The organism is Cohnella boryungensis (genome assembly GCF_042651945.1).
Lineage (GTDB): Bacteria > Bacillota > Bacilli > Paenibacillales > Paenibacillaceae > Cohnella > Cohnella boryungensis.
Map to the genome: position 1 here is coordinate 72748 of NZ_JBHSED010000017.1, position 20085 is coordinate 92832.

A 20085-nucleotide genomic window follows, 5' to 3' on the forward strand; every position below is an offset into this window, starting at 1 on the left:
CAAAGAGGAAGGGGCTGATAATTGTTCGGTAGATCACGAAGCCCAGAAGCCCTCCCACGGAATTGAGCAATATATCATCGACGTCAAACTGGCCAATCATGAACAGAAGCTGACTGGTCTCCAGGCCCAGGCTTAGGAGAAACGCACAAACCGCTATTTTCAGCCCTGCCATTTCTATATTACGGAACATCAGTCCCAACAAAATGCCGAGCGGCATAAAAATCGCCACGTTGCCAATCAAATTAAAAATATCGTGGTCAGATAACGAGCGCAGCGATCTGGAGATTTCCCGGAAAGGAACCAAATTGCCCATATCCAGCCTCTGGGAGAGCAAGCCGGGTTGCTGAAGTCCGGCCAGCAGGCGGCCCCAAAGAAAACCGGGGTCCATAGAGCGAAATTTCAACAATATAATTTTGACCAGCATGAACATATAAAGGACAAGCAGAGCCCGAAGGCTTAGCTCGCTCAGACGGTCTCTCTTTTTTGCTTTCTTATTGTTTAGATTGATATTTATATTCGTCTTTATCCTGCTTGCTGCCACCGCGCCCATTTTCGTATTCATTCGCCTATCCCCTCCTTATCCTGCTTATTTGCGAATCGTAACGATCACACCGTCCTGATTATTGCCGGAAATCTCATACTCGCCTTGCGTCGGCACAGTGATCATGCGATTTTCGGTTACCGGATAGTAAAAGACTTCATAATTGTCCTCCCCAATCGTTGTACTCACCGACTTCTGCTCCTTCAGAAAATCCAGATATTGCTCCAAAACAAGGTTCTTCTCCCGCATAATCGCGCTATGCGGCAAACCGACATAGCGGAAATGCCATGGTTCGAATTGAATGCCTGTCACCTCTGTTTTATCCTCGGGATAACGCAGAATAAAACCGTATTTCCAAGAATGGTCTTTCAGCCATTTCCCTTCCGGAGCCCGATTCATCTCGGCCTGTGAGGAGCCGATATCCATTGATAAACCGAGATTGTGCTCGCTATACCCGGCCGGCAGGGCGAACTTCGCTCCCTTCGTGCGATGCAGCTCCTCCTGCTGAGCCTCGTTCCGGTATCCGCTGCTAATCAAGAAATGGACGACGCCTTCCTGTGCCGCATCCTTGATCATGGTACGAAACTTATCCACTAGCCGGGGGGATAGTAGAATCGTGTTATCAAGCAAGCCAAATCCGTCGATCAATTCGGGATTCCTTACCAGACTCACCACATCCGACTCGGGGGTTAGACCGTCTGGAACCGGATGATCCTTATTAACGAGCAGCAGATCCCCTTGGAATATCATTTCTTTCGATACTTTTATCTTAAAATCGTCCGCTTGGGTAACCGCATCAGGCGTATTTCTGATTTCAATGTGAAGCCCAGATTCATTGGGCAGATCGTTCATACCCGCCTTTAACTTCGTATATCCGTAGCCCAACAGCAACAAAACAAAAAAACAAATAACCCATTTCTTCATGCTCTAGCTTCCTCCTTACCTTCTTATGTTAGAAGGATAAAGAAAACTGTTTAAAAGGAAATGCGCTCAAAGCTAAAATTTTTCTTAAACTATGGCTGATGCTGCCGGATAGGCCGATTATGGTTTCAAAAGGAATCTAGCTAACAATACTGTCAGAATACGCACTCGATTATCGGAACAACAAAAAAACCAGACGCGATGAACTCGCTGCCTGGTTTTCTCAAACGAAGATTACATTCATTAAATACAATTGCAATATCGTGTGTATGAACAACAAGAACCAATTCTTTAATCTCTTGTCTTAATCGATAAAATGCACGTATTGCAGGAACCTCTTCAGTATAACCGCTGCCTGCGCCCTCGTTGCATATTCCGTCGGGGCGAAGCGTCCGTCTTCCATCCCTTTCATAATGCCGGCTTCCGATACTCGGACTACCGCCGCTTGCGCCCATGAAGAAATGGAGTCTCGATCCGTGAGAGCGGCCAGGCGGCCGTCCACTTGCCCATCGCCACCGGTTCCATGGCCGGTGAAGGTTAAGGCGCCGCCGATCACCACGGCCATTTGCTCGCGGGTAATCGGGTCGTTGGGCGCAAAACGGCCGGTACCGCTGCCGCTCATCAGCCCGTTCGCCACCGCCGTATCGACCGCAGACGCGTACCATGCGGACGCAGGGACATCCGCAAAACGGGCACCGCCCTCGCTCTCCTTCACGGACAGCCCCAGCCCGCGAACGAGCAAGGCCGAGAATTCCGCTCGAGTAATGGTTCCCTCTGGCCCAAAACGTTCGGCCGCCACGCCGTTCACCAGCAGCTTGGACGCCAGATGCTCCACATCCGCCTTCGCCCAATATCCTTTTAAGTCTGCGAACATTCGAGCCTGCACATCTACGACTGTATACAAGCTGTTATGCGGCACGTTCAGAATCGCTTCCGTTGTGCCGTCTGGACCGGCTCCCAGCTGTGCCGGAACAAAAACGACGGTTCTGTTTGCCGGGATATACTGAACGGCAACCAGGTTACGGTTCGTTTTCTCTCCGTCCAATTTAATGGTTCGGATCAAGTATGATCCGCCGAAGTCGCGCACCTCCAACGTTTGCCCGTTTGCTTCCGCCGTCACCTTGTAGTCGATGACGTCGGCGAATACGGCAAAGCCTTGGGAAACGCCAATCCGATCGATCTCCTGTCGAACATCCTCGCCGGCCTGCTCCTGAATGATGCTTACGGTCAAATCCGATACTTCCGCGTCGAGACGCTCCGCCAAACCGGTCAGATCGATCGCGCTTATCCGCAATTGGAAGCTGGAGTCGTTCAACCTCACCTCGATAATCGCATTCGGATAGGCTTTGGCCATATCCGCGATCCAGTCAGCCGGAAAACGTGTCTGTACCGCTTGCTCCCGATCGCCGATTTCAATGCTGACAAACGGTTCCTTCGCATCTTTCAGAAGTTCCAGCACTCGCTCCCTCGTCCGTTCGGAGAGGATGACCCGTTCGATTACCGTACCGTCCGAACGCGTGACCTGTTTGATGTCGGATGGATCGACAAGAGCGGTAATCCCGCCATCCGGATTTATCTTCACGGTCGTCTCCGATGTGATCGATTGATTGCCGATATCCGACGAAGACGGTGTTGAGATGCCGGTGACGGTAATGGCTTTCACTGCTTCATTGCCTGCTCCGTCTCGGGCATATGCGGTATAGTCGCCGTTAGCAGTAATGGTGAATTGCGGCGCGGCCAAAATATCGGTTCCTTTCGTTCCGCCGGCAAAATCAGCCTCGCTAAGGCTTCCAGGCAGCCAACGGAGCTCCGTCAGCGCATTACCCGCAGCCGCTCCGTACACGTTTGCCGTCACGCTGATCGCTTTACGTGCCGATCCGTTCGGCGCAGCCGTCAGGGTAACATCGGGCGGTATCGCCACGATACGTATTCCGCTCGTGTCCGGCGCTTCGTACGTCAGCGAAGCGGCGGCTCCGCCGGAGGCGCGAACGATGTTGGCGCCGTTCGGGAGCTCCAACGCGGCGGCAACTTCAATGCCGTCCACATCCGCAAGCCCGGCCGGAACTTCGTATTCGAAAGTAAGCTTCGTCAATGCCGCGCCGCGCGCTCCCGTATACGGCGCATATACCGTCTGAGTGACGGAATCGTCTCCGACCCTGATCGGAACGACCGGTGTCCCGGTCACGGTTACTTCGTATCCGTAAAATACCGTAAAGCGAAGCGTGTCGCTCGTGCCGTACAAATCATTGGCCGAGGCGGTTAGCACCATCCCCACCCAAGCGGCTTCAAATTCCGCCAGAGCTTCGTTCAAACTGGCAGCGGCCTCATCTAATCGAGTCTGAGATTGGTTTTCCGCATCGTCGGCAATAGCCTGTGCCGCATCTATCGCGGTCTGCAGGGCAGCGCGGTCTTCTGCCGAAGTCTGCCCTACCTCCGTACCTTCCGGATGATCCGTCAGTGCCTGCTGCGCCGCCGTTATCGCTGTACCCAGCGCTGTCGGAATACCAGGTTGAATAACAGCGGCATTAAAGACTTGTACCGCTAAATTTAGCTGCCCGACGGCAGTATCCAATTGATCCTGCGTGTAATTGCTCGCGTTATCGAGAATCTGCTGCGCCGCATCCATGGCCGTTTCCAACGCGGTGAGAGTTCCGGCCGAAGTCTGCCCTACATCCGTACCTTCCGGATGATCCGTCAGTGCCTGCTGCGCCGCCATAATCGCTGCGCTCAGCGCTGTCGGTATACCCGGTTGAATAACAGCGGCATTAAAGTCTTGTACCGCTAAATTTAGCTGCCCGACGGCAGTATCCAATTGATCCTGCGTGTAATTGCTCGCGTTATCGAGAATCTGCTGCGCCGCATCCATGGCCGTTTCCAACGCGGTGAGAGTTCCGGCCGAAGTCTGCCCTACATCCGTACCTTCCGGATGATCCGTCAGTGCCTGCTGCGCCGCCATAATCGCTGCGCCCAGCGCTGTCGGTATACCCGGTTGAATAACAGCGGCATTAAAGTCTTGTACCGCTGAGTTTAACTGCCCGACGGCAGTATCCAGTTGATCCTGCGTGTAATTGCTCGCGTTATCGAGAATCTGCTGCGCCGTATCAATGGCCGTGTCCAGCGCGGTGCGAGCTTCCGCCGACGTCTGCCCCACGTTTACGCCTTCCGGGTGATCCGTCAGCGCCTGCTGCGCCGCCGTAATCGCCGACCCCAGCGCTGTCGGTATGCCCGGTTGAAGAACGGCAGCATTAAAGACTTGTACCGCTGAATTTAACTGGCCGACGGCAATATCCAATTGATCCTGCGTGTAATTGCTCGCGTTATCGAGAATCTGCTGCGCCGTATTAGAGGCGGTCTGCAGTACGGTGCGCGCTCCCGCCGACGTCTGCCCCACGTTTACGCCTTCCGGATGATCCGTCAGTGCCTGCTGCGCCGCCGTTATCGATGTACCCAGCGCTGTCGGAATACCAGGTTGAATAACAGCGGCATTAAAGACTTGTACCGCTGAATTTAACTGGCCGACAGCAGCATCCAGTTGATCCTGCGTGTAATTGCTCGCGTTATTGAGAATCTGCTGCGCCGCATTAGACGCGCTCTGCAGTGCGGTGCGCGTTCCCACTGACGCCTGCCCCACGTTTACGCCTTGCGGATGATCCGTCAGCGCCTGCTGCGCCGCCGTGATCGCTGCGCCCAGCGCTGTCGGTATACCCGGTTGAAGAACAGCGGCATTAAAGACTTGTACCGCTGAATTTAACTGGCCGACGGCAGTATCCAATTGATCCTGCGTGTAATTGCTCGCGTTATCGAGAATCTGCTGCGCCGTATTGGACGCGGTCTGCAATGCGGTTCGCGTTCCCGCCGACGTCTGCCCCACGTTTACGCCTTGCGGATGATCCGTCAGCGCCTGCTGCGCCGCCGTAATCGCCGCGCCCAGCGCCGTCGGAATGCCCGGTTGAAGAATAGCGGCATTAAAGACTTGTACCGCTGAATTTAACTGGTTAACGGCAGTATCCAATTGACCCTGCGTGTAACTGCTCGCGTTATCGAGAATCTGCTGCGCCGTATTGGACGCGGTCTGCAGTGCGGTGCGCGCTCCCGCCGACGTCTGCCCCACGTTTACGCCTTGCGGATGATCCGTCAGCGCCTGCTGAGCCGCCGTGATTGCCGCGCCCAGCGCCGTCGGATCGCCGGCTGAGATAATCGCGTCTTCGAATGTATCTAACGCCGTTTCCAAATTTGCGACAGCCACGTCCAATTCGTCCTGCAGATAGTTGTTGGCCTGATTGAAAATTTGCTGGGCTGCAGCAATCGCGTTCTGCAAAGCGCTGCGGTCTCCCGCCGACGTTTGTCCCACGTTTACGCCTTGCGGATGATCCGTCAACGCCTGCTGCGCCGCCGCGATCGCCGCCCCCAACGCCGCGGGATTGCCGGCCTGGACAATTTGCGCATTGAATGCCGCGATTGAAGAGGTCAGTGGGGCTGCGGCGTGAGCCAGGTCGGAGGCAACGGTGGAATTCCCGATTCCGTCGATAAAAAGCATGGCTGCGTCATAGGCTGCAGACAAGTCGTTGTAGGCATTGGCCGGCACTTGTCCTACACCGGTGCCCGGCAGATGACTTTTCAACAACGACTTGGCGCTAGCGACCGCTTTAAACAACTCCGTTCCATCCACAAACGTATGCCCATTGCTCGGCGCATAAGCGGCTGCGGGTGAATTCGCAATTCCGAATATTTTCAGATTGCCCGGATTACTCGCAAATACGCCTGTCCCAAACGTTGTTGCATCGCCTAACACCGTTACGCTTGTCAAGTTGTTATTATAGAATGAGCTACTGGCGACACTCGTTACACCGGCCGGGATGACCAGTTTCGTAATGTGATTGGTGTCGAAAGCTCCGCCATTAATCGTCTTCAAATTTTCCGACAGTTTAATCGATGTCAAACTATTCATATAAAAAGAATAGTTACCGATAGTCGTCACACTGTCCGGAAAAACGACGGTTGTAAGCGGATTGTTTTCGAATGCGCTAGCGCCGATCGTTAACAAGCTATCAGGAAGGTCTATGGAAGTGAGGCTAGTATAACGGAATCCATACGTTTGAATGACTTTCACGCTGTTCGGAATCACGACGCTCGTAATTTTAGGTTTGCCCGTACCGTACGTATCAAATGCCGATCTCCCAATCTCGGTTACCGTCGTCCCCTCGTACGTAGCGGGAATAACCACGTTCAGATCCGTGCCCACGTAGTCCTTAACCGTTGCGCCGTTGGAACCGACCGTAAAAGTAAAGTCGTTCTCGGCTGCATATACAGGTCGAATCTGCGAGAATGAAGTCCCGAACGCAAATAATGCAATTAATAGGCATAAGACTGAATTTTTCATGATGTTTCTCCTTTACTGTGACGGTTGAAGCGAAATGACGATGAGGGCAGAAGCTTGTCGGATGAACGGGATACGGATAGGCTTCTGCGGTTTATGCAACTGGACGACTACTACATTTCATTATAAAGACGGCCAATAAAAGAATAATGAAAGAATCAGCCAGATTCGCGCAGTATCAAGCCTTGCGGATTTTTGACGTTTTTGTAGGGTTGGCTTTCGAATAATGCCGTTTTATCTGTAAGTGATATTGGAGGGTCTCTTAGGCACGTCATTCATAATCAATATTAAAGCCTCGGATAATAACCGGTGTTAATCTTCCTTGAAGTGCCGGGGGCAAAAAGAAACCACATGGAGTTGTTACACTCTCATGTGGTTTTTGCTACGAAGCCTCAATTTTTTATTATTTATTGTCCGAGAACAAACACTGTTCAAATGAAAAAAAAGTAATAGACTGGGGTTATTGATCTGACGTGGTTTTTCGGTTACCAAATTGTCAGGTATTGAGGAACAAGTCTTAGGTGAACAAGCAGAAGAAGATGTCCGTACTGCAAACAGTGACTAATCATAGAAAATAAAGTAGTAGACTGAGTAACCGCTTGGTACTTAAGCTCCTCGGAATAACTACGATTATGAGTGCAGGTCTCCAATCCTTCATAACCATATAACTGATAACGACGTCGCCATTGGGCTAGGGTAGACTTGTTCAAACCATACTTCCTGATAGCTCCCTTTATTCCACTATGGCCGCTTTCAATCTCTTGAAGGATAGCTAACTTCTCCGTTGCACTAAGATTCTTTTAGACATGAAAAAACTCCCCTTACAGTAACAGGTTTTATTATTTCACCTGCCTACCGTATGGGGAGCATATCACCATTAGGAACACGGTCTTAATGTTGTAATAATCGCTGGATACAGTTGCGTATTAGGCTTTACTGTGAAGGGTAACTAGGTAACCATCTGGGTCGGCAAATGTAAAGGTTCGCCCGAATGGTCCATCTATTGGTGCGGATGTAATCTTTACGCCTGCTGCAATAAGCTTGTCGTGGATTTCTTGCGTATCAGGGGCATGAAGCCACAGAGCGACACCAAGTCCAGGCTGAGTACCTGGACCGAGTTCTATTCCTGGCATTAGGTCACGAAGAGCAAATGCAATAGGCTTTGTTTCAAAGACCACAGCATGAGGTGGTCCCACCTGTGCGCGGACGAGTCCGAGATAGTTTTGATAGAATTCCGCAGAGCCTTCAAGATTGCTAACTTGAAGTGAAATGAAGTCGGGTCCAATTGCTGACATAGTGTCCTCCTTAGTATATGCGGTAGTTTATGTTAGAGGTGTCTCCAACGGTTTTTCTTAAAGGAATTGCGAAAACAATTCATTAATGACCAGTGTACTGAGTGTGTTAATGTTTAGCTTGTGCTGCCCTGTACTGTGTAACCTCACTTTCATTTTGCATGTCTTGATTATACAATCCCCCTACTGCCAACAGTATGTCAGTAGAGTTCTTTCATTTTTTCGATTTCTACTCTTATTCGGTTTTTGAATGATTCAGGTTTAGTGACTACCGTCTAAATCTTTATTTTCTTTTGACACAACCACTGTTCAAGGAAAATAAAGTGCTAGACTGACCTAAGTTATATCAGCGACAGCCTTGACGAAAAAATATAGTCCTAGACTGTAGATGTTTTGCCAGCCGTTTGTCACCAAGGCCAGCGAGTTGGACCAAACCGTCACCATCGCTGATACCTGCCATTGGCGATGACGCCGTTGCGTTGATGTGTGCTTCTCACTAAGGCATGCCTGCGCATATAAAGTCATGGTGCAAATGCTGGCGCTGACCGATGTGCTGGTAGAGCAGTTCGTGCTCGGGCGCTACGCTCCGGCGAACGCAGAGGCGCGTGAAGCGCTGAACGTAAGCGGAGGCACCATGTTGTCCTGCTAGGCGTTTTTTGCATCAAGTCCCGGAAATCGAAGGCTTCAGATGCCCCGCTGTCGAATTAATCGGGATGTACCTCTGTTTCTGATTCTGACTATCAAACCGGCTAGGAGGGAGAGCTACGTAAGATCATGACAAGAATACCGGACAACTTCCATGAGAAAATGGTAAACGTTTACGGTTCGCGCGTAGAGGAGTGGGTTCGCTCGCTGCCTGATCTGATTTCCAAGAGCGAAGCGCAATTTGGCATTAAGGTGGAGGCGCCATTTGATAATTTATCTTATAACTATATCGCGCATGGCATTAATGGAGAGGGCAGACCGATCGTGCTCAAGATATCGTTCGAGAAAGACGATCTTGCGAAAGAGATGCGAACGTTGACCGCATTCGCGGGGAGAGGAGCCGTTCAGGTGATCGAGCGGAAGGATGAACTCGGCGCTGCTGTGCTTGAACGTGTTCTTCCCGGTTCACCACTGTCCGCCACGATGGATGACAGAGAGGCGACTGAGGTTTTCTGTGAGGTGTTCGGACGTCTTCGTAGTCCGTTTGTCGCCGAGGAAGGGGATTTTCAGACGATGCGCAGATGGTTCGAAGCGTTTGTCCGTTATCGCAACCGCTTCGGCATGGAAGGTCCGCTCCCCGAGCATTGGGTTGTTCGGGCTGAAGAGACATTGGAGGAGCTGCTCAGGACGACCACCGAAACAGTGCTAATTCACGGCGATCTACATCATGAGAATATTTTACAGCATGGTGATGGCGGTTGGGCGGTCATCGATCCGAAAGGAATTATAGGAGATATTTACTTCGAGACGATTCAGTACTTGCTCAATTACGTCGATCGTAACGGAGACTGCGATACGGTTCTAAGCCGCCGCGTGGCGATAATATCGGAGCGGCTCAGCCTTGATCGCAGCCGCATTGCGCGGTGGGGCATTGCACGTGGTGTGCTTGAAGCATGCTGGGCAGTCGAGGGTGGTGCTGACTGGAAGGAAGGCATCGACATCTCGGAGCGGTTTACGAAGCTGCTAGATGAAGCATGAATCATACGTTTTTCTACCGCGTTCACAGCAACTTCATCATCTCGCGGTATCGTAGGCGACCGGCTGCGGTCGAGCCGAACGATCCTTGTGGGCCTGACATTCACAGAGAAGCAGGATTCGTTTCGGCTTCCTCGCTGCTTTTGTTCTCTTCATATTTTGAATTAAGGCAGCCGATCGTTCCGGACCGGCTGCCTTCGTGTTGTTGTTAAACTATCTTTCGAGTGAGCTTAATGGCCCTAGTGTTCGGTGAAAATAAAGTTTTAGACTGGAGTCGTTGATTTAACGCGATTTTTGAATTGATGAATCGTCAGCCTTTGAGAAATAAGTATTAGACTGATCCCTTAAAAGAAGCAGCGGCGGACCAAGACTTGAAAAATAAAGTCTTAGACTGCCGCTGTAGTCATTCAAATAACGCACCCTTTAGTATAACAATGCATCATCTCTGCAGTCCCCGAAAGAGTTAATGCACAATGAGGACTGGGCAACTTGATAGCTGTGAAACCTTGTGGCTGACACTTCCAAGCATCATTTCTTTTATGCCACTTAGCCCACGGCTCCCAATAATAATGAGTTGCTGCTCAGTATCCCCTGCATATTTTAATATTTCATGTGCAGGATCTCCCTTAAGATGAACTGTTTCCGGGTTAATCCCCGCAGATTTTAATTTAGATTTGGCTTGTTTCAGCTGTTCCAAACTCGCTTTTTCCATTTCGTTCAATATTTCTTCCAAGAATTTTTCTGGTACATATGTCATGCCATTCGGTACATATTCCTGGCTGACATTAACCAAGGTAACTTGAGTTTGTTTGTTTCGGGCTATTTCAATGGTTGCATCGAGGAGTTTGTTCGTTATTTTAGCTTTATCAATGGTCACCATAATTTTGTCAAACATATTTATCATCCTTTCCGTAGCAGCTCGTAACTATTTCGGCGACCTACAAAACGGTTTCTTGCTGCTCCTATACCGACTAAAAAGAGCAAGACCGCAGCGGCAAGCAGAATGAAAAGTGGCAGGTTCCAACTATTTGTCGCATCATGAAGATATCCTATTAGAGCAGGACCGACTGCGGCAAAAAGATATCCGATCGATTGCGCCATGCCAGACAGTTTCGCTGCTTGATGCGCATTTTCAGTACGTAACCCGAAAAACATCATGGACAAACTAAAGGCGAAGCCTCCACCAATTCCGAGCATGGTGATCCACAACAGAATCATATTGGAGCTTCCGTAAAGAAGTCCAATCGTTCCCGCCAAAAGCAAAATGGTTGTAATGACCACTAACAACCGTTGGCTAGACATGCGCCCAGCAATAACGGGGACAATAAAGGCAAATGGAAGCATAACTAACTGCATGATCGAGAGGTACCATCCTGATTGATTTGGAGCAATTCCTTGCTGCTTTAAAATTTCAGGCAACCATGCGATCAACACATAGAAAATCATGGACTGTATACCCATAAACAAGGTTACTTGCCAGGCAATGAGGGATTTCCAAACATTCACATCATTGCTGGCCATTTGTTGACTCGTCGTGGTTGTTTGCTTCGTTTGATTTCTTAATTGGGGTAACCAACAGAGGATCGATACAAAGCTTAGAATCCCCCATATTCCCAATGCTCCCTGCCATTTTAGACCTGCGTTCACGGCTAGAGGCACACTGATTCCCGATGCGATTGCTCCACATAAACTCATTGAAATGGAGTAAACACCTGTCATGGAGCCAATTTTATTTGGGAAATCCCTTTTGATTATACTTGGCAATAATACATTACATACGGCAATTGCGAATCCAAGAATTGCTGTCCCAATAAACAGATTAGCTGCGCCAGATAAAGAACGTATTCCAATACCAACAGTCAGAAAGATTAGGGCAATAAAAATGATACGTTCAACCCCATACCTTTGTCCTAATTTTGGTACTAGAGGCGATAATAAAGCAAATGCAAGCAAGGGTACCGTTGTGATAAGGCCTGCTAATGTATTTGAAATATGAACGTCATCCCTTATTAGACTCACTAAAGGACTGACTGATGTTAAGGGAGTACGTAAATTAGCTGCAATAACAATAATGCCGAGAATAATCAGCCCTATAGAGGATGGTACGGCTTTATTATTTTGTTCGTTCGGCATTCTTAATTTCTCCTTCCTGAATTCTTACGTATTATTTGCTATGCTGATTGAAAAAAACAATACATCCGCGCGAATAAGTAAAGTATATTATAATATATTATTTTTATCAATAAGTATTTTATAACATACTTTATTTCATCTAAAAACAAAAATACAACTCTGAAATTCCCGTCATGGAATTCAGAGTTGTATTTAATAAGTAGAATTTTCGACTTTAGAAATCGTACTTTAAGGATATATGGAGCACTGTTTCGCTATCCGTATGATTGGTATAAGAATGAGGACAATCTGCACGAAAACTGATCGTATCATATTGATTCAATGTGTAAATCTCTCCATTGACTTGAATTTCAATTGAACCCGTCATGACTGTCGCAATTTCAGTTGTATTCACATGATGACCTTCAGGCTGATACGAGCTATTTGGCTGTAAGTAAGCCCGACACATTTCAATATCGTTACTCTTAAAGACTGGTTCAATGATCCAATTTTTTTGATCATTAGAAAACCGCAGTCCTTCGCCTGCTCGATACAAACTAGCAGAGTCTTTTGATTTGAACAAAGCCAATAGCGGTAAAGATATCCCTTTTGAAATTTTCCATATCATCGCCAAAGTTGGATTTGTCTCGCCACGTTCGATATTCCCCAGAGTAAGTTTGCTTACGCCTGTTAGCTCTGATAAGTCGTCTAAGCTCATGTTTTTTTCTTTTCTGTACTTTTTCAAGGCGACGCCGATTTGTAGTACAAGTTCTTTGGATTCATCTATTCCATCCATTAGTATCACCTCAACAAAAAAACAGTTATAGCTAGTATATTATTTATCTAGATTCGTTTCCATACGATTAGTATTTGATGGTGGACTTCACTCCTATGAAATAATTCTGCCCGTTCGCTTTAATGAAGCTTCGTCAGTGTAATCCCTTATTTTCTCAGCCTACAATTTTATTTCTTCTGACAACGACAACATCTCCTTAAAAGAAAACAGGGCTACCTGCAGGCAGCCCTATTTGGAATCATATTATTTTTCTCGATGTAGATTCTATAGACGGTAGAAAAATTCCTAGCAGCAGTATGGTCAAATCCGTCAGTCTACAATTTTATTTTCTTAGTCTAATACTTTATTTTCCGAGTCTAATACTTTATTTTTCAGTCTAATACTTTATTTTCTTCTGACAGTCCGAGAACAAACCACCACTCCAAGCCACTCCCGCCTACTCCACCGTAACGCTCTTAGCCAGGTTCCGCGGCTTATCGACATCGTGCCCCAAAGCCAGGGAAGCGTAGTAAGACAACAGCTGCAGAGGAATAACCGACAGGGCCGGCGTCAGGAGCGGCAGCGTGCGAGGGATCGAGAACTGCCGGTCTACGGACTTGGAGACCTCTTCCTCTTGTCCTTCGTTCACGATGCCCAGCACATGAGCTCCGCGCGCCTTCGTTTCTTTAATGTTACTAAGCATTTTTTCGTACAGCCCTTCTTGGGTCAGAAGCGCGATGACCGGCGTTCCTTCCTCGATCAGCGCAAGCGTACCGTGCTTAAGCTCCCCTGCGGCATAGGCCTCGGAATGGATATACGAGATTTCCTTCAGCTTCAGCGAGCCTTCCATCGCCACTGCGTAATCGACGCCGCGACCGATGAAGAACAGGCTGCTGTGATGGGAGATGGATTCCGCGACTTCCTTGATGACCTCTCCCTGGGCCAGAATCCTCTCGACCTGCTCCGGCAGTGACTGCATCGCGGCCAGAATCTGGGCAACCGACGCCTCGTCTTGGCGGCCAGTCTGCTGAGCCCAGTACAAGCCGAACAAGAAAAATGCAATCAGCTGCGACGAGTAAGCCTTCGTGGACGCAACCGCGATCTCCGGTCCGGCCAGCGTAATGATGACGTCGTCCGCTTCGCGAGCCACGGAGCTGCCCACGACGTTCGTGATCGCCAGCACGCGTGCGCCGCAGCGCTGCGCTTCGCGCAGAGCCGCCAGCGTGTCGGCCGTCTCGCCCGATTGGCTTACGACGATCACGAGCGTATCCGGCGTAATGATCGGCGAACGATAGCGATACTCCGATGCGACATCCGTCTCGACCGGAATGCGAACGAGCGACTCGATCACATTTTTCCCGACCAGACCGGCATGAAGCGCCGTACCGCAAGCTACGATGTGTACGCGGCTAATGCCTCGCAGCTGCTCCGCCGTCATCTTCAACTCGGGAAGCTCCACGGAACGTCCGTCATCGCTGATGCGTCCCAGCATCGTATCGCGATAAGCCTTCGGCTGCTCGTGAATTTCCTTCAGCATGAAGTGGTCGAAGCCGCCCTTCTCCGCGGTCATCAGATCCCAATCGACATGGAAAATCTCTTTCGCAATCAGGTTGCCCTCAATCGTCAACAGCTCGACGCCGTCGCGCGTCAGCACGGCCATCTCCCCGTCGTTCAGAATGTAGATGTCGCGCGTGTGCTCCAGAATAGCCGGAATGTCCGACGCGATATACTTCTCCCCTTCACCGACGCCGATGATCAGGGGACTGGCATAGCGCACCGCCACCAGGCGGTCCGGCTCATGCTCCGTCAAGACGCCGAGTGCGAATGCGCCGCGCATTTTCTTGACCGCCCGCTGCACGGCTTTGACGATGTCACCTTCGTACTCAACGGCAATCAGATGCGAGATGACCTCCGTATCCGTCTCCGACAGAAACCGATGCCCCTCCTGTACGAGCTCTTCCTTCAGCTCCAGGTAATTCTCGATAATGCCGTTATGAACGACGGAAAATTTCGATGAATTGTCCGTATGCGGATGAGAGTTGACGTCCGAAGGCTTGCCGTGCGTCGCCCACCGCGTGTGCCCGATGCCGACCGTGCCGCGCAGCGGATCTCCGCTCAACCGATTTTCCAGGTTCGCCAGACGGCCTACCGTCTTGGTGACCTCCAGCCCTTGCTCCGTCTGCACAGCGATTCCCGCCGAATCATATCCCCGGTATTCCAGCTTCTTAAGCCCTTCGATAAGAATAGGCTGAGACTCTCTAAATCCAATATATCCAACGATTCCGCACATAGTAATACAGGCCTCCGTTTATAAGTTCTCGACAACGCTCCGAGTCCCCGCAACCAAGCCGAATGAGCGGCACTAGCCGTAATCAAATAGAGGGCCCGCTCTTTGTCCCCCGAAGATCCCACGTTATGCCCCTCAAGCGACCGATCGCAGGTCGCCGGACATGTCTGAATGGTGTGTTGCACTTGGCATCGTATCGGACTTTTGTACGCCTGGTTGCCCTAAGCGTTTTGAGTTCCGATTGTCGGCTCCGATGATAAGCCGGGAGGTCCCCGCCGAACATTCCGAACACCTCCACCTCGTCAACTTGCTTGTCGCAGCTCTACCCGCTTCAGCCGTTGGCTCGAATCAGCTTTCCCGTTCCTGATTGTCGCCCTTCCGCGGTTCGCCGCCATTCAGCAAGTTCTGGCGCTATTGTTCCGTTTCCCTCTACCCTGCCCTTCCATTCCAGAATCTATTCCTTATCTTATTCGTTTTGCAGGGATGTTGCAACTTGGGCACAACGATTTCCCAGGAAATGACTCCTTTCTACATCGTTCTTTCCCGCAGTACATGTGCCTGTCGAACGCGCCGCCCTTGCAGTGCAGCGCTTTCATCCGCGTCAGCCGCCCACGCAAAAAAAAGAGAGCTCCCTCCGACCGGAAGAAACGCTCTCCTGCTTATCATCTACACCAATTCCGCCTTCACGACCTCTACGATAGCCGAGACATGGCGTTCGATCTCCTCTCGATCCGGCCCTTCGGCCATCACCCGGATCAGCGCCTCCGTACCCGACGGACGCACGAGAATGCGGCCGTTATCGCCCAGCTCCGCCTCCGCCGTCGCTACGGCTTTGGCAATCGCCTCATTCCCCGGATAACGGGACTTGTCTGCTACTCGTACATTCACCAGCATCTGCGGATATTTGCGCATCATCTTCTTCAGCTCGCTCAGCTTCTTGCCCGACGCCACCAAGGTATCCACCAGCTGCAAGCCCGTCAGAATGCCGTCACCCGTCGTGCTATGATCCAGGAAGATCACATGTCCCGACTGTTCGCCGCCCAGGTTGTAGCCGCCGTTCACCATTTCCTCCATGACGTAGCGGTCGCCTACGGCCGTCTTGGCCGTGCTCAGGCCCAGCTGCTCGGCCGCTTTGAAGAAGCCGATGTTCGCCATCACCGTCGTAACGATCGTATCCTTGGCCAGCTTGCCCGCACGGCGCATCGCATCGCCGCAGATGCACAGAATGAAGTCCCCGTCCGTCTCCTCGCCATTCTCGTCTATCGCGATCAAGCGGTCCGCATCGCCATCGAAGGCCAGGCCCAGATCGGCCTTGTGCTCCTTCACCTTCGCCGCCAGCATCTCCGGATGCGTCGATCCGACGCCATCGTTAATATTCAGCCCGTTCGGCTCCGCTCCATAGGCGATCACCTCGGCGCCGAGCGCGCGGAAAATATCGGGGGCCAGCTCATAAGCGGCTCCGTGCGCGCAGTCCAGCACCAGCTTCACGCCGGCGAACGAATGTCCTACCGTCGACTTTAAGTACTCTACATAATCGAGCTTCGCGAGCTTATCCGACTTCACCGAGCCGATATCCCCGCCGACCGGTCTGGGCAGCGTGTCTTGCTCGGCGTCCATTAGCCGCTCGATTTCCGCTTCCGTCTCGTCGAGCAGCTTAAAGCCGTCTCCGCCGAAAAACTTGATGCCGTTATCTTCAACCGGATTATGCGACGCCGAGATCATAACTCCGGCATCCGCATCCGTCGTACGGGTCAAGAAAGCCACTGCCGGCGTGCTGACCACGCCGAGACGCACCACATCCGCGCCGATGGACAGCAGGCCTGCCGTCAACGCGCTTTCGAGCATCTGGCCCGAGATTCGCGTATCCATTCCAATCAATACTTTAGGTCTCTTCACCTTGCCCGCCAGCACAACCCCGCCGCAGCGTCCGATCCGATAAGCCAATTCAGGCGTCAACTGCTCGTTGGCAACTCCTCGTACGCCGTCTGTTCCGAAATATTTCCCCATTGGTCGATTCCTGCTCCTTCTATCCTCATGTTCCTACAGTCTGCTCTCTCTTAAGGCTGCGAAGAGGGGGTAGGCTCAGGAGTTACGTTCGTTTCCTGGTCATTGCCGCCTTGTTCCTCAGTTGTGCCGTCTACCGGAGTCTCCTCGCCGCCGGCGCTTGTCTCGGTCGACGGCTCCTCCTTGATCTCAACCGTAATGCTCTTGGTCCCCCCAGCCTGTTCCATGAACCTTTCGAGGCTCACGATCAACGGAAGGGTATACGTCCCCGGCCCGCGACCGCTGACGTCCGCGATCACATCGACGTCTCCCGGCCGCAGCCGGTCCAGAATCTGCGGAGCCCCCTGAATACGGATATCCGCCTTCCCCGTCACGGGATCGAGAATGGTCGCGACAAGCCCTTCCCCAAGCCCGCTTAGCTCGATCGGAAGTCCTTCCAGCGTTCTTGTCGTAGACAACAGCACCTCGATGTTGATATCGATCTTCTGCGGCGAAATTTCGATAATCGGAGCAACCGCCTCAAGCGGAACCGTAATCTTGCCTGAATTTCTCACCTCGGTCAGAGGAACGTCCACCTCGATAAATTCAATTGCGTCCAGCGCGTCCTGAGGCCCGTAGACGGTCACCTGCTCCACGTCCGGCTTGAAGGAAGCCACGCTAAGTCCGGCCGACATCTGGCCGACCAGCTTGAACTGCAGCGGCACCGTCTTGAACGGATTCGTAATCGGCACCTCCACCTCCAGCACGGCAGGATCGATGACCGCATTCTCAATAGGCTGGCCGTTCTTGTCGAAGGCCGACAGCTTCACTCGCTTGCTCTTGATCGTTTCCTTCTCGCCGGCAATCTCCACGGTCGCCCCGACGCTGGCCACGTCGGCCAGCTGGCTCTTCGGAAGCGTCACGTGAACCCGATTGCTCGGCTTCACAATCGGCGTTCCGACCTTGTAGCCCTTGGCGGTGCTGCCCTTCGTCTGTATGGCCACCTCGAACTCCTTCGTCTGCAGAGCCTCGATGCTGACCGTCACGGAGGAAGGAGATAACGATACCGACGTTATTCCTCTAGGCAGATTTTCCTCCAATTGCAGTGTATGCTGGCCTTCGCCCACCGTTCTTAGATCGACCCGCAGCCGATAATCCTTCGTCTGAGCGATTCGAAGATCGCTTTTGGTACCCCGCACCGTCAGATTCACCTTGAGAGGCTCCATCCCGATCAGCACGTAATTTCGCTCGTCCAGGCCGTAAGGCTGCACGACTACACCCTCAATTACCTTCGTCTCGTATAAAGACGCAACATTGTTCGGGGAAGCGTCATCCGGATCGAAATGCACGACCGCCCACATCAGAATGCCCAGCGCGAGCGCGACAAGCTTCGCTACGGTAGGGTGGTTCAACCATTTATCCATGGTTGTTGCCCCCCTTCCGCTTCCAGAACGCCCAGTCCGTGCTCTTGGACTTGAACTGCGGGCGCAGCTCCTCGAACAGCTTGGAGATCAACGATTCTTCCTTAATGTCGCGCACGATCTGTCCGTTAATCGCCAGCGAGACTTGTCCCGTCTCCTCCGACACCGTGACGGATATCGCGTCGCACACCTCGGTTACTCCGATGGCCGCCCGATGACGGGTACCCAATTCCTTGCTGATAAAAGGGTTCTCCGACAGCGGCAAATAACAGCCCGCAGCCATAATGACGCTCCCGCGAAGGATAACCGCGCCGTCGTGCAGCGGCGTATTCGGTACGAATACGTTGCTCAGCAGCTCGGAGCTGAGCTTCGATTCCATCTTGATTCCGGACTCGATGTAATCGTTCAGCCCCGTCGTCCGCTCGAATACGATTAACGCCCCTATCTTTCTGCGGGCCAAATAATTCACGGACTTAATGACCTCATTGATCTGATGGCTGACGTCCTGCTCCTCCGGCGTCGAGCGGCTGAACAGCTTGCCTCGCCCCAGCTGCTCCAACGCTCTTCGCAGCTCCGGCTGGAAGATGATCAGAACGCTCAGCACGCCCAGCGTAAACATCTCGTTCATGAGCCATTTCAGCGTATACAGATTCAGCCACGTGCTGATTGCCCAGGTGAGTACGAGCAAGAAGATCCCCTTGAGCAGCTGAACGGCCCGCGTGCCCCGAACCATGATAATAACCCTATAGATGATGTAGCTGACGATCAGCACATCGATAATGTCTTTAATTGAATTTTTAAGTGTCAGCCCGGCAAAATAGTCCAAGACGCGACCCCTCCCGTCCCGGCGCTGGATTAATTGCGACGAATATTGTCGGAATTACGCGCTAACGCGATCTTTATTATCTTCTCTACTATTGCCCATAAATCCTGTCATTTACGCAAAAAAACCTCCCCTTGGTCCAGAGAGGTTTCTTCGGCTGTCACAGAGCCTCTTTAACCGAGCTGTCGAAAGCTGACGAATCCTTCCTAGGAGCCGTAGGCCAGCGATCCGAAGAATGAGCTTACCTTATACCAGAACCAATCCACGGCCCGATCGATCGTCTTGATTTCCCCCGCAATATGCGCCGTAGACGCCAGCGGAGTCAGATGTCCGTCTATGACCGTAAGATTCCCGTCCAAGTCCCCGAGCACCTGAACGTCTCCGTTAACAACCGTCAAATCGCCGGACACCTTCTGCCCGGCAGGTACGATAACCTTCTTCCCCTCAATAACGACATGCTGCAAATCCGGCCCCGAGACGGAAAGCTCCTGACTTTGATTCCACATGGAAACGAAGCTCGACAGCATGACGACCATGAAGATCGCTGCGGCCGAGACAGCCGGATGCCGGCGAACCCACGAGGTCCACGCCGCAGGGCGTCTGGGACTGGGCAAAGCTTTCATGATTCGGTCGCCGAGCTGTTGCGGCGCCTTCTCTTTAGGTTGAGCCTTCACGAGCGCATCGGTTCGTTCCAGCGCTTCATAACGAGCGTAGCACGACGGGCATTCACGCAGATGCTGCTGCAGCTGTATGATCTCCTCACGTGCCAAGTCCCCATCCAAATAATCATGCATAGACATGACGGCGACGTTGCACTTCATATCAGCCATCCCTTTCCTCAGCGGGAACTGCTCCCCGCAATCGATGCTTCTA

14 protein-coding genes are annotated in these 20085 nt (G+C 51.6%); 1 reads left to right on the top strand and 13 read right to left on the bottom strand.

The features are described 5' to 3' along the window. The 5 genes from ACFO1S_RS11320 to ACFO1S_RS11340 form a co-directional block, all read right to left on the bottom strand. The coding region (locus tag ACFO1S_RS11320; protein ID WP_378126795.1) for a VanZ family protein at nt 1–562 on the bottom strand (562 nt) is incomplete at its 3' end. A 24-nt stretch (nt 563–586) separates the two neighbouring features. Next, nucleotides 587–1465, bottom strand: coding sequence for a M15 family metallopeptidase (locus ACFO1S_RS11325; protein ID WP_204605748.1), 879 nt, complete (start codon nt 1463–1465; stop codon nt 587–589). Nucleotides 1466–1766: 301 nt separating this feature from the next. After that, nucleotides 1767–6842, bottom strand: a complete 5076-nt coding sequence (locus ACFO1S_RS11330) for an S-layer homology domain-containing protein (RefSeq protein WP_378126796.1) — start codon at nt 6840–6842, stop codon at nt 1767–1769. Nucleotides 6843–7324: 482 nt separating this feature from the next. Further along, a complete protein-coding gene (locus ACFO1S_RS11335; RefSeq protein WP_204606279.1) occupies nt 7325–7609 on the bottom strand; it encodes a helix-turn-helix domain-containing protein in 285 nt (94 codons plus the stop codon). 156 nt (nt 7610–7765) lie between these two features. After that, a complete protein-coding gene (locus ACFO1S_RS11340) occupies nt 7766–8134 on the bottom strand; it encodes a VOC family protein (RefSeq protein WP_204606274.1) in 369 nt (122 codons plus the stop codon). A 771-nt stretch (nt 8135–8905) separates the two neighbouring features. On the opposite strand from ACFO1S_RS11340, the gene ACFO1S_RS11345 reads away from it, so the two are divergent. Then, complete coding sequence (locus tag ACFO1S_RS11345) at nt 8906–9814, top strand: aminoglycoside phosphotransferase family protein (protein ID WP_204606273.1); 909 nt, start codon at nt 8906–8908, stop codon at nt 9812–9814. Between the two features lie 460 nt (nt 9815–10274). On the opposite strand, the gene ACFO1S_RS11350 is transcribed toward ACFO1S_RS11345, so the two are convergent. From ACFO1S_RS11350 to ACFO1S_RS11385, 8 genes are all read right to left on the bottom strand, one after another. Next, complete coding sequence (locus ACFO1S_RS11350; RefSeq protein WP_204606272.1) at nt 10275–10706, bottom strand: universal stress protein; 432 nt, start codon at nt 10704–10706, stop codon at nt 10275–10277. A 5-nt stretch (nt 10707–10711) separates the two neighbouring features. Further along, nucleotides 10712–11944, bottom strand: coding sequence for a CynX/NimT family MFS transporter (locus ACFO1S_RS11355; RefSeq protein WP_204606271.1), 1233 nt, complete (start codon nt 11942–11944; stop codon nt 10712–10714). A gap of 214 nt (nt 11945–12158) precedes the next feature. After that, entirely contained in the window at nt 12159–12719 is a 561-nt protein-coding gene (locus ACFO1S_RS11360; RefSeq protein WP_204606270.1) for a helix-turn-helix domain-containing protein, read from the bottom strand. Between the two features lie 436 nt (nt 12720–13155). Next, nucleotides 13156–14988 carry a glutamine--fructose-6-phosphate transaminase (isomerizing) gene (gene glmS / locus ACFO1S_RS11365; RefSeq protein ID WP_204606269.1) on the bottom strand — a complete coding sequence of 611 codons (1833 nt, stop codon included), beginning with the start codon at nt 14986–14988 and terminating at the stop codon, nt 13156–13158. Between the two features lie 663 nt (nt 14989–15651). Next, on the bottom strand, nt 15652–16992 hold the full coding sequence (gene glmM / locus ACFO1S_RS11370; protein WP_204606268.1) for a phosphoglucosamine mutase: 1341 nt from the start codon (nt 16990–16992) through the stop codon (nt 15652–15654). Nucleotides 16993–17042: 50 nt separating this feature from the next. Next, nucleotides 17043–18392 (bottom strand): CdaR family protein, encoded by a 1350-nt coding sequence (locus ACFO1S_RS11375; protein WP_204606267.1) that lies wholly within the window; start codon nt 18390–18392, stop codon nt 17043–17045. After that, a complete protein-coding gene (gene cdaA, locus ACFO1S_RS11380) occupies nt 18385–19215 on the bottom strand; it encodes a diadenylate cyclase CdaA (RefSeq protein ID WP_204606266.1) in 831 nt (276 codons plus the stop codon). The genes ACFO1S_RS11375 and cdaA overlap by 8 nt, the downstream gene beginning before the upstream one ends. 203 nt (nt 19216–19418) lie before the next feature. Next, nucleotides 19419–20033 carry a zf-HC2 domain-containing protein gene (locus tag ACFO1S_RS11385; protein ID WP_204606278.1) on the bottom strand — a complete coding sequence of 205 codons (615 nt, stop codon included), beginning with the start codon at nt 20031–20033 and terminating at the stop codon, nt 19419–19421. Nucleotides 20034–20085: the final 52 nt, after the last annotated feature.